A 10,837-nucleotide genomic window follows, 5' to 3' on the forward strand; every position below is an offset into this window, starting at 1 on the left:
CCCGCTGCCTGCCGATTCACCATGACTCCACCTGTTCATTTGCCTCAAGTTGCCATCGTCGGGGGCGGCCCCGCAGGCTTGATGGCCGCTGAAGTGCTCGCAGCCGGCGGCGCGCAGGTCGACCTGTACGACGCCATGCCTTCGGTGGGCCGCAAGTTTTTGTTTGCTGGCAAGGGTGGTTTGAATCTCACACACAGCGAAGCGCTCGAGCCTTTCTTGTCGCGCTATGGCAGCCGTCGCGGTGCTGTGGAGCCGTGGTTGCAAGGGTTCAGCCCGCAGCAGGTGCGCGAGTGGGCGCAAGGCCTGGGGCTGAGCACCTTTGTGGGCTCGTCGGGTCGTGTGTTTCCGACCGACATGAAGGCCGCGCCCCTCCTGCGCGCCTGGCTGCAGCGCTTGCGCGCAAGTGGCGTGCGCTTTCACATGCGCCATCGCTGGGTGGGCTTTGCAGAAGGCACTGTGAATGCGCTGTGCATGGCGTCGCCCCGGGGCGAGCAGGTGGTGGCCGCTGACGCCGTGGTGTTGGCGCTCGGCGGTGCGAGCTGGTCGCGGCTGGGCTCAGACGGTGCCTGGGTACCGTGGCTGCAGCCACGCGGCGTGGCGATCGCCCCTTTGCAAGCGTCCAACTGCGGTTTCGACGTGGGCTGGTCAGGCCACTTTCGCGACCGCTATGCCGGGCTGCCGCTGAAGTCGGTGGGGCTGTCTTTCAAAGGCAGCGATGGAGCGGCGTTTTCTCAGGTGGGTGAATGCGTCGCAACCGAGACGGGTGTGGAAGGCAGCCTGGTGTACGCCGCGTCTCGCTTCCTGCGTGAAGAGATTGCTGCGCGTGGCAGCGCGATGATGCATATCGACCTGTTGCCTGCGCGCAGCCTTGAATGGGTGCGCGACGAGCTGGCGCACCCGAGGGGGCCGCGCTCTCTGTCGACACACCTGAAAGCCCGGCTGGGCCTGCACGGCGCGAAGACGGGGCTGATGTACGAGGTGGTACCGCGCGAAGCGATGAACGACCCGTCACGCTTGGCTGAATTGCTCAAGGCCTTGCCGGTGCGCGTGGTGGCGGCGCGGCCGATCGACGAGGCCATCAGCACGGCCGGCGGCGTGTGTTTCGAGTCACTCGATGGCTCTTTGATGCTGCGTGCCATGCCCGGCGTGTTTTGTGCCGGTGAGATGCTGGATTGGGAAGCCCCCACCGGGGGTTACCTGCTCACCGCATGTTTTGCCAGTGGGCGCGCCGCGGGTGCGGGCGCGCTGCACTGGCTGGCAGCGCGCGGCCTGTCTCCCGACATGCCGCGCGCCGACCCGTGATCAGTACGGGCAGTTCGAGCGGTAGTCAGAGATCTTCGAGCGGACCGCAATTTGCGTCTGGTGTGGCGCGCCGCACAGGAACGGGCTGTAGCGGGTATCGGAGTCAACGAAGCGCTTCATCCACGAAATCATGTACTTGCCCACCAGGGGGTACTGGGCCGTGGCTTGCGGGAAGAAGTGATCCGCGCCGGCCAGCTCCATGTAGGCCTTGGGTGTGGCGGCGGGGAGGCTGGTGTAGAACGGAATCGAGTGCTGAGCGACGGCCGCAACCGTGTCGCTTTGGCCACCGATGATGAGCGTCGGAACGCGCACCGTCGAGAAGCTCTTGGTGGTGTGCCACGGCGCCAGCGGGACGGCAGCCTTCAGCGTCGGGTAGTCACGTGCTGCAGCCAGGGTGCCGCCGCCGCCCATCGAGTGGCCCGCAACGGCCAGGCGGTTGGTGTCGACCTTGTTGTAGAGCACGTTGCTGCTGGAGCGGCTCAGGCTCACCACTTTGTCCAGGGCAGCCTTGAGTTGGCGGCCTCGGCTGTCGGGTTGGTCTGACGTGGTGTTGGTATCGATGGTGATGACCACGAACCCGTGTGAGGCCAGACGGGTTCCGATCCAGCTGATAGACGACTGGTAGGCGGTGAAGCCGGGCGAGACGGCGATGGCGCCGTAGCTGCCCGCGGTGGTGGGGTAGTAGATCGTGCCGCCACCGAAGCCGATGGCGCTGGCGCGCGAGACGGTGGTGGTGCGGGTGGCGAAGGGCCCGGTCGTTTCAAGTGCCGAAACGGTGGGGTTCGGGCCTTTTTCGTATTGCGCGCTTGCCAAGGTCGACACGGCCATGGCTGCGACGAACAAAGAGGCCTTGGCAAACCCTGCGATGTGCGCTGTGATTTTCATGTTGTCTCCTGTCTAAGTAGATGATGGATCTGCCGCTGCTGCATTGATGGGGCTGAGCCCTTAACGCTGAGCCGCACGGCGCCTGTCACGGCTTATCTATTTGTGACCGACCGTGCAATGTTGCACGAGCGTTCAATTAAGGGCACCTATCGGTTTCCCTGACGTCAAGGAAAATAACGCGGTTTTGCTTTTCAAGTTACCGAAAACATGCGATTACCTCCTCTAAAAAAACGAGAATTACCTATTAAATTGACTCCAATTTCTGTAATTTTTTGCCGGCACTTGGCGACAGGGCTCGCATGCTCACGCCGAACAGGCTTCTATTGAGATTCCTCTTTTTTCGTCCAGACGTGCAAATAAAATGCGTGCCGGTTCCACTGCAACGAGGCATCGTTTTGCTGGTCCGGGAAGCCGTGAGCGGTGCCTCAAGCGCGCCCTCGGCCCCAGGCGGTGAGATGACCGTGTGGCAAACTCCGCCGCTTTCCTTTTCAGCCCTGCCACGGGCCCCCCGTTTTGAACAAGATTCTTCTGCAGTTGGCCGCCGAACTGAAGGTTCGCCCGGCCCAGGTGAATGCAGCCGTGGAGCTGCTGGACGGGGGCGCCACGGTGCCTTTCATTGCCCGCTACCGCAAAGAGGCGACCGACAACCTCGACGACACGCAGCTGCGTGACCTGGAAGCCCGGCTCGGCTATTTGCGCGAGCTGGAAGAGCGCCGCGCAGCGGTGCTCAAGAGCATTGACGAGCAAGGCAAGCTGACGCCCGAGTTGCGTGCGGCTGTCGAGACGGCGCCCACCAAGCAAGAGCTCGAAGACATCTACCTGCCCTACAAACCGCGCCGCCGCACCAAGGGCATGATTGCCCGCGAGGCCGGGCTAGAGCCGCTGGCGGACAGGCTCTTTGCCGACCCATCTCTGACCCCACTGACCGAGGCTGCAGCCTTCATCAATGCCGAAGGCGGATTTGCCGATGCGCTCGCGGTGCTCGATGGTGTTCGAGACCTGCTCAGCGAGCGCTGGGCCGAAGACGCCGCTCTCGTGGGCAAGCTGCGCGAGTGGCTGTGGGACGAAGGCCTGCTGCGCTCGAAGCTGATGGATGGCAAAGACGAGCAAAACCCCGACATCTCGAAGTTTCGTGATTACTTCGACTATGACGAGCCCATCAACCGCGTGCCGTCGCACCGTGCGTTGGCGGTGTTTCGCGGCCGTACGCAGGAGTTTCTAGACGCCAAGCTGATGCTTGATGAAGAGCTGGTGCCGGGGCAGCCTTCCAAAGCCGAGGGCCGCATCGCGATCCACCTGGGCTGGAGCCATGCGAAGCGCGCGGCCGATGACCTGATCCGCAAAACGATCACGTGGACGTGGAAGGTGAAGCTCAGCCTGAGCCTGGAGCGCGATCTCTTCAGCCGCCTGCGTGAAGAAGCCGAGCGCGTGGCCATCAAGGTGTTTGCCGAAAACCTGCGTGACCTGCTGTTGGCCGCACCTGCCGGCCCGCGCGTGGTGATGGGGCTCGACCCTGGCATACGCACCGGTGTGAAGGTGGCCATCGTCGACGCCACCGGCAAGGTGCTCGACACCAACACCGTCTACCCCCACGAGCCCCGCAAGGATTGGGAAGGCTCCCTTCACACACTCGGTCGCCTGTGCGCATCCCACGGCGTGAACCTGATTGCCATTGGCAACGGCACGGCCAGTCGCGAGACTGACAAGCTGGCCGCCGACCTGATCAAGCGTATCCAGCAGCTGGCCCCGGCCACCCACATCGAAAAGGTTGTAGTCAGCGAGGCGGGCGCGTCGGTTTACTCGGCCAGCGAGTACGCAAGCAAGGAGCTGCCAGAGCTCGACGTGACGCTGCGCGGCGCGGTGAGCATTGCGCGCCGCCTGCAAGACCCACTGGCCGAGTTGGTAAAGATCGATCCCAAGAGCATCGGCGTGGGCCAGTACCAGCATGACGTGAACCAGAGCGACCTGGCCAAAAGCCTCGACATGGTGATTGAAGACTGCGTGAACTCAGTTGGCGTTGACCTGAACACGGCCTCGGCGCCGCTACTCTCGCGCGTGTCGGGCTTGAGCGCGGCGGTGGCGGGCAGTATCGTGCGCTGGCGCGATGCCAACGGCGCTTTTCGCAACCGCCAGCAGCTGTTAGACGTGAGCGGCCTGGGCGCCAAGACCTTTGAGCAGAGCGCGGGCTTCTTGCGTATTCGCAATGGCGACAACCCGCTCGACCAGACGGGCGTTCACCCCGAAACCTATCCGGTGGTCGAGAAAATTCTCAAGGCGGTGGCCAAGCCTGCGGCCGAGGTGATGGGGCGCAGCGACGTCATCCGTGCACTCAAGCCGGAAGCCTTTGCCGACGCCAAATTTGGCGCCATTACGGTGAAAGACATCTTCTCCGAGCTGGAGAAGCCGGGGCGTGACCCCCGCCCCGACTTCAAAGTGGCGCGCTTCAATGACGGCGTGGAAGACCTCAAAGACCTGCAGCCCGGCATGACGCTGGAAGGCACGGTGAGCAACGTCGCCCAGTTTGGTGCCTTCATCGACCTGGGCGTTCACCAAGACGGCTTGGTGCACGTGAGTCAGCTCAGCAACAAGTTTGTGACCGATGCGCGCGAGGTGGTGAAGACCGGCGACATCGTCAAGGTGAAGGTGCTGGAGGTCGACCTGGCGCGCAAGCGCATATCGCTCACCATGAAGCTGGACGCAACCCCCGCGCCGCGGGGCGAGCGAGGCGACAACAGCTATCGGCCTTCCACCCGAGGCGAGCGGCCGGGAGGCGGCTCGCGCACCGTTGCGCAGCCACCGGCGGGTTCTGCCATGGCCGCCGCGTTTGCCAAATTGCAGACTAAGTGACGACTACAATTTTCGATCGCATCGTGGCCCGGGAGTTACCTCTTGGCGCGTGAGCGGCGCGGTTTGCATTTGGCGACCGTGAAATCGCATCAGGAGGAGCTGGCTATGAAACGTGTCATCGGTCTCGCCGCTTTGGCGGCTGTCGCTGTATTGGGGGCTTGCACAAGCATGGGCCCGAGTGGTCCGTCAGCCTCCGCGACGCTGGAGCCCACACGCGGCAACACGGCGGCTGGAACAGTGAGCTTCAAGCAAAACGGTGACCGCGTGGTGGTGACCGCCAAAGTGAGTGGCCTCAAGCCAAACCAAGAGCACGGTATGCACGTGCACGACAAGGGCGATTGCTCAAGCGGTGATGGCATGAGCACCGGCGGCCACTTCAATCCAACGGGCAAGCCGCATGGCCCGCAGAGTGGCGAGCACCACGCGGGTGACATCCCTGCGCTGCAAGCCGATGCCAGCGGCAATGCGACGACAAGCTTTCTGTTGAGCGGTGTGAGCGTGGGCTCGGGCCCCGCAGACGTGGTTGGCCGCGGCTTGATCGTGCATGCCGCGCCGGATGACTACAAGACCCAGCCCACCGGAAATTCGGGCGCACGCATCGCCTGCGGCGTGATCAAACTGAATTGACGCGTCGAACGCGCACCGCAGAGCACGACGAAGCGGCATGCGCGCGCTTGAAGTTTTTGCCGGCCCACGCGCTCGCACACGCTTGCGCGAGCGCGGGCTGCAGCCGCAAGACGTTCGTGTAGTGCCCGCAGCGGCCGGCGGCCCCAAAGGCTTGGTGCTCAGCCCGCTCGACCAATACATCTTTGGTGAATGGCTGGCTGCTACCGCGCAGCCGGTCCATTTGATCGGCGCTTCCGTTGGCGCCTGGCGCATGGCCACGGCCTGCCTCAACGAACCCCGGCAGGCCTTCGCCCGCATGGCCGACGACTACATCCGTCAGCAATACGAACACAAAGTTGGCAAGCCACCCACGCCGACCCACGTCAGCGAAGTGTTCGGCGCCCAACTGGTTGAGCATTTCAGCGGCCACGAGGCCGAGGTGTTGAACCACCCGCGCTTTCGCTTGCATGTGTTCACCAGCCGCGGGCGGCACGTGCTCAAGCGTGAAGGGCGGCGCCTGTCTAAACTCACCACGCCGCTGGGCTACCTGGGCGCTTTCGCTACCAATGTAGTGAGCCGCAAGGCCATGGGTGCCTGGCTCGAGCGTGTGATCTTCTCCGACCCGCGCGACCCGTTGCCGCTGCACACATACGATTACCGCACGCATTCGGTGCCGCTGGACGCGGCAAACCTGCAGCCCAGCATCCTTGCCAGCTGCTCGATCCCGTTCTTGCTTGACGCTGTACACGACATTCCCGGCGCCCCCCGCGGTGCCTATTGGGACGGCGGCATCACCGACTATCACCTGCACCTGAACTACGCTTCGATGCGCGAAGGCGTGGTGCTGTACCCGCATTTCCAGAAGACCATCATTCCGGGCTGGCTGGACAAGGCCTTGAAGCACCGCCACCGCGCGAGCCCGCAGCTCGACAACGTGGTGGTGATCTCGCCCTCGGCGGAGTGGATCAAGACGCTGCCCAACGCGAAGCTGCCCGACCGGGGCGACTTCAAGCACTACGGGAAAGATGTGGCTGCGCGTATGGCGGTCTGGTCTCGTGCCGTGTCCGAGAGCGAGCGCCTTCGTGATGAGTTCGCAGCGCTGGTCAATGGCGGGCAGCCGATCCAGGCGCGGCCTTTGTGAGCGCTTGACGCCTCGGGGTAGCGCGTGGGCAAATAGCGCGCTCAACCACAACAAGGAGAGAGGGTATGAATCTGACCAAGCGTGCGGCGGCCGAGTTGATCGGCACTTTCTGGCTGGTACTCGGCGGCTGCGGCAGTGCTGTGCTGGCAGCGGCCTTTCCGAATGTCGGTATCGGCCTGCTCGGTGTCTCGTTTGCCTTCGGGCTGACGGTGCTGACCATGGCTTTCGCGATCGGCCACATCTCTGGCTGCCACCTCAACCCTGCGGTGTCCATCGGTCTTGTGGCTGGTGGGCGCTTCAAGGCCAGCGAGTTGCCGGCGTACATCATTGCCCAGGTGGTCGGCGCGGTGGCTGCGGCCGCAGTGCTGTATTTCATCGCCAGCGGCAAGGCGGGGTTCAATCTGACGGGCGGCCTAGCTTCCAATGGGTATGACGCGCATTCGCCGGGTGGTTACTCGCTGGCTGCGGCATTTGTGATCGAGGTGGTAATGACGGCTTTCTTCCTGCTTATCATCATGGGCGCGACCGACAAGCGCGCGCCTGCCGGCTTCGCACCCATCGCCATCGGCCTGGCGCTCACGTTGATCCACCTGATCAGCATCCCCGTTACCAACACCTCGGTGAACCCGGCGCGTAGCACCGGCCCTGCGCTGATCGTGGGTGACTGGGCGCTGTCGCAACTGTGGTTGTTCTGGGTGGCGCCCATCACCGGCGCGGTGATCGGCGGCGTGTTGTACCGCTGGCTGGGTGAAGAAAAAGCCTGAGTTCCGAGTGGAGGCTGTTTTACAATCGTGGCCTCTGCAATCCACAAGAGCGAGAAGGGCACCATGGTTATGACACCGCGAACTACGACAGGGCACAAACAGCTTTAGTCGGCCGCGGCTTCATCACGTCATCTCTCGTCATCTCTCAAAAGCGCGGCTCACCCCGCGCTTTTTTGTTTCCGGAGTTTCCTCATCATGATTTCAGTTCAGTTGCCCGATGGTTCCAAGCGCGAGTTTGAAGGCCCCGTGACGGTGGGCGAGGTGGCCGCGTCCATCGGTGCCGGCCTGGCCAAGGCCGCAGTGGCGGGGCGCGTGGGGCAGGGCGCCGATGCCAAGGTCGTTGATACCAGCTACCGCATTGAGCACGACACGCCACTCGCCATCGTGACGGAGAAAGACGCCGATGGCCTGGACGTCATTCGCCACTCCACGGCCCACTTGCTGGCATACGCCGTGAAAGAGCTGTTTCCTGAAGCGCAGGTGACCATCGGCCCGGTGATCGAAAACGGCTTCTTCTACGACTTCTCGTACAAGCGCCCGTTCACACCTGAAGACCTGACGGCCATCGAAGCCAAGATGACAGAGCTGGCGAGACGCGACGAGCGCGTTGAGCGCCGGGTGTTGCCGCGCGATGAGGCAGTCGCGTACTTCAAGAGCTTGGGCGAGCACTACAAGGCCGAGATCATCGCCAGCATTCCGGCGAATGAAGATGTGTCGCTGTACCGCGAAGGCAAGTTCGAAGATTTGTGCCGCGGCCCACACGTGCCGAGCACCGGCAAGCTCAAGCATTTCAAGCTGATGAAAGTGGCGGGTGCGTATTGGCGCGGCGACCACCGCAACGAGATGCTGCAGCGCATCTACGGCACGGCCTGGGCCACGAAAGAAGATCTGGCGCAGTACCTGCACATGCTCGAAGAGGCCGAGAAGCGCGACCACCGAAAGCTTGGCCGCGAGCTCGACCTGTTCCACATCGATGAGCATTCGCCGGGCACCGTTTTCTGGCACCCCAAGGGCTGGTCGATTTGGCAAGAGGTGGAGCAGTACATGCGCCGCGTCTACCGCGACAACGGCTACAAGGAAGTGAAGGGCCCGCAGATTCTTGACCAGTCGCTGTGGGAAAAGACCGGTCACTGGGGCAAATACCGCGACAACATGTTCACGACCGAGTCTGAGAAGCGTGATTACGCGCTCAAGCCGATGAACTGCCCCGGCCACATTCTGATCTTCAAGCAAGGCATCAAGAGCTACCGAGAGCTGCCGCTGCGCTTTGGCGAGTTTGGCCAGTGCCACCGCAACGAGCCGACCGGCGGGCTGCACGGCATCATGCGCGTGCGCGGCTTCACGCAAGACGATGGCCACATCTTCTGCACCGAAGAGCAGATCCTGGATGAATGCGCCGACTTCACGGCGCTCCTGCAGCGCGTCTACAAAGATTTCGGCTTCACCGACATCATCTACAAGGTCGCCACGCGCCCGGAGGCCCGCATCGGGTCTGATGAATCCTGGGACAAGGCCGAAAACGCGCTGATGGAAAGCCTGCGGCGCTCCAACTGCGACTTCGAGATCGCCGTGGGCGAGGGCGCGTTCTACGGCCCTAAGGTGGAGTACACGCTCAAAGACGCGCTAGGGCGGCAGTGGCAATGCGGCACGATCCAGGTAGACCCCAACATGCCGGAGCGTCTGGGCGCTGAGTATGTGGACGAGTCTGGCGCGCGCCGCACGCCGCTCATGTTGCACCGCGCCATCGTGGGCAGCCTGGAGCGTTTCATCGGAATCCTGATCGAGCAACACGCAGGTGCGCTGCCGGTTTGGCTCGCGCCGGTGCAAGCTGTGGTGATGAATATCACTGACGACCAAGCCGACTACGCCCGGGAAGTGACGAAATCGCTTCAAAAACAAGGGCTTAGAGTCGAATGTGATTTGCGCAATGAGAAAATTACTCGTAAAATCCGCGAGCATTCGATGCAAAAGGCCCCGTTCCTCCTGGTCGTAGGCGACAAGGAGAAGGCAAACGGGGCTGTTGCCGTGCGCGCTCGTGGCAACCTAGACCTCGGAGTGATGCCTCTCGCCGACTTCCAATCGAAGATCGCGACCGACATTGCCAATCGAGTCTGAAATCCGGGCACGCGTTTGATGGTTTTTGGATTCTGTTGCCTTGGAGTCCACTGAAGGATTTGAACTATCGCTACTTTTGCTGACCGCCGTACTCCCAATGTGGAGCGCAAGCACCGCCTCAACCGCGAGATCATGGCGCCGGAAGTCCGGCTCAATGGCGTAGAGAACGAACCGCTCGGCATCGTCTCCACGCAAGAAGCTCTGCGAATGGCCGGCGAGCTGGACGTTGATCTGGTCGAGATTGCAGCCCAGGCCGACCCGCCTGTGTGCCGCCTGATGGACTACGGCAAGTTCAAGTACCAAGAACAGAAGCGTGCGGCGGAAGCAAAGTCGAAGCAGAAGGTCATCGAAATCAAGGAAGTCAAATTCCGCCCGGGCACCGACGAAGGCGACTACCAGATCAAGATGCGCAACCTGCGGCGCTTCATCAGTGAAGATGGCGACAAAGGCAAGGTGACGTTGCGCTACCGCGGCCGCGAAATCACCCACCAGGACATCGGCATGCGCCTCCTGGAGCGTATTCGCGACGAGCTGGCCGATGTGGCAGTGGTAGAAAACATGCCCAAGCTCGAAGGGCGCCAGATGATCATGGTGCTGGGCCCGAAGAAACGATCGTAATGATGTGAAGAATTCAGCGCTCTGGTTTGGTCGCCAGGGTGTTGCAAGAAGCCTCTGCAGGCTTACAAGACCGCAAGTCGTTTTGCGGGCGCCTGCAGGAGCAATTTAGAAGGAGCAGTTCATGCCCAAAATGAAGACCAAGAGCAGCGCCAAAAAGCGCTTTCGCGTGCGTCCTGGTGGCACTGTCAAACGCGGTCAAGCGTTCAAGCGCCACATCCTGACGAAGAAGTCGACGAAGACCAAGCGCCACTTGCGTGGTGCTACTTCCGTTCACAAGACAGATATGGGCGGCGTCACCAAGATGCTGCCCTTCGCTGGTCTTTGACCGGCTGTCTCAGTACTACTTCAGATAAGGAAAAGACATGCCTCGCGTAAAACGTGGTGTAACCGCACGTGCTCGTCACAAAAAAGTTCTCGCTCTGGCCAAGGGTTACCGTGGTCGCCGCAAGAACGTATTCCGCATCGCCAAACAAGCGGTCATGCGCGCTGGGCAATATGCCTATCGCGATCGCCGCACGAAGAAGCGTGTGTTCCGTCAGCTCTGGATTGCCCGTATCAA

10 protein-coding genes are annotated in these 10,837 nt (G+C 62.3%); 9 read left to right on the forward strand and 1 reads right to left on the reverse strand.

Going from position 1 to position 10,837, the window contains the following annotated elements:
• Positions 1 to 21: 21 nt before the first annotated feature.
• Complete coding sequence (locus AC30QB_RS09220; RefSeq protein WP_489545910.1) at positions 22 to 1,302, forward strand: TIGR03862 family flavoprotein; 1,281 nt, start codon at positions 22 to 24, stop codon at positions 1,300 to 1,302.
• Here AC30QB_RS09220 and AC30QB_RS09225 read toward each other — a convergent pair whose 3' ends face one another.
• The gene (locus AC30QB_RS09225; RefSeq protein ID WP_489545911.1) at positions 1,303 to 2,187 is read right to left on the reverse strand and encodes an alpha/beta hydrolase family protein; all 885 of its coding nucleotides are present in this window, start codon (positions 2,185 to 2,187) and stop codon (positions 1,303 to 1,305) included. It abuts the gene before it with no gap.
• Between the two features lie 513 nt (positions 2,188 to 2,700).
• Here AC30QB_RS09225 and AC30QB_RS09230 point away from each other — a divergent pair.
• From AC30QB_RS09230 to rplT, 8 genes are all read left to right on the forward strand, one after another.
• Positions 2,701 to 5,034: a Tex family protein gene (locus AC30QB_RS09230; RefSeq protein WP_489545912.1), complete on the forward strand. Its 2,334-nt coding sequence runs from the start codon at positions 2,701 to 2,703 to the stop codon at positions 5,032 to 5,034.
• Between the two features lie 105 nt (positions 5,035 to 5,139).
• Positions 5,140 to 5,661 (forward strand): superoxide dismutase family protein, encoded by a 522-nt coding sequence (locus tag AC30QB_RS09235; protein ID WP_489545913.1) that lies wholly within the window; start codon positions 5,140 to 5,142, stop codon positions 5,659 to 5,661.
• A gap of 37 nt (positions 5,662 to 5,698) precedes the next feature.
• Positions 5,699 to 6,781 carry a patatin-like phospholipase family protein gene (locus tag AC30QB_RS09240; protein WP_489545914.1) on the forward strand — a complete coding sequence of 361 codons (1,083 nt, stop codon included), beginning with the start codon at positions 5,699 to 5,701 and terminating at the stop codon, positions 6,779 to 6,781.
• Between the two features lie 65 nt (positions 6,782 to 6,846).
• Positions 6,847 to 7,545, forward strand: a complete 699-nt coding sequence (aqpZ, locus tag AC30QB_RS09245; protein ID WP_489545915.1) for an aquaporin Z — start codon at positions 6,847 to 6,849, stop codon at positions 7,543 to 7,545.
• Positions 7,546 to 7,740: 195 nt separating this feature from the next.
• Positions 7,741 to 9,660: a threonine--tRNA ligase gene (gene thrS / locus AC30QB_RS09250; RefSeq protein ID WP_489545916.1), complete on the forward strand. Its 1,920-nt coding sequence runs from the start codon at positions 7,741 to 7,743 to the stop codon at positions 9,658 to 9,660.
• A gap of 99 nt (positions 9,661 to 9,759) precedes the next feature.
• Positions 9,760 to 10,278, forward strand: coding sequence for a translation initiation factor IF-3 (gene infC, locus AC30QB_RS09255; RefSeq protein WP_489545917.1), 519 nt, complete (start codon positions 9,760 to 9,762; stop codon positions 10,276 to 10,278).
• Positions 10,279 to 10,399: 121 nt separating this feature from the next.
• Positions 10,400 to 10,603 (forward strand): 50S ribosomal protein L35, encoded by a 204-nt coding sequence (rpmI, locus tag AC30QB_RS09260; protein ID WP_489545918.1) that lies wholly within the window; start codon positions 10,400 to 10,402, stop codon positions 10,601 to 10,603.
• A gap of 37 nt (positions 10,604 to 10,640) precedes the next feature.
• Positions 10,641 to 10,837: 50S ribosomal protein L20 (gene rplT / locus AC30QB_RS09265; RefSeq protein ID WP_489545919.1), on the forward strand; the 197-nt coding region annotated here is incomplete at its 3' end.

Origin of the sequence: Rhizobacter sp., from assembly GCF_046595475.1 — a bacterium.
In the GTDB taxonomy this organism is placed as follows: domain Bacteria; phylum Pseudomonadota; class Gammaproteobacteria; order Burkholderiales; family Burkholderiaceae_C; genus Rhizobacter.

Excerpts from the sequence above, each read along its gene's own strand:
- AC30QB_RS09220 (WP_489545910.1), top strand. The coding sequence starts at position 22 with ATGACTCCACCTGTTCATTTGCCTCAAGTTGCCATCGTCGGGGGCGGC.
- AC30QB_RS09225 (WP_489545911.1), bottom strand. The coding sequence starts at position 2,187 with ATGAAAATCACAGCGCACATCGCAGGGTTTGCCAAGGCCTCTTTGTTC.
- AC30QB_RS09235 (WP_489545913.1), top strand. The coding sequence starts at position 5,140 with ATGAAACGTGTCATCGGTCTCGCCGCTTTGGCGGCTGTCGCTGTATTG.
- AC30QB_RS09240 (WP_489545914.1), top strand. The coding sequence starts at position 5,699 with ATGCGCGCGCTTGAAGTTTTTGCCGGCCCACGCGCTCGCACACGCTTG.
- aqpZ (WP_489545915.1), top strand. The coding sequence starts at position 6,847 with ATGAATCTGACCAAGCGTGCGGCGGCCGAGTTGATCGGCACTTTCTGG.
- thrS (WP_489545916.1), top strand. The coding sequence starts at position 7,741 with ATGATTTCAGTTCAGTTGCCCGATGGTTCCAAGCGCGAGTTTGAAGGC.
- rpmI (WP_489545918.1), top strand. The coding sequence starts at position 10,400 with ATGCCCAAAATGAAGACCAAGAGCAGCGCCAAAAAGCGCTTTCGCGTG.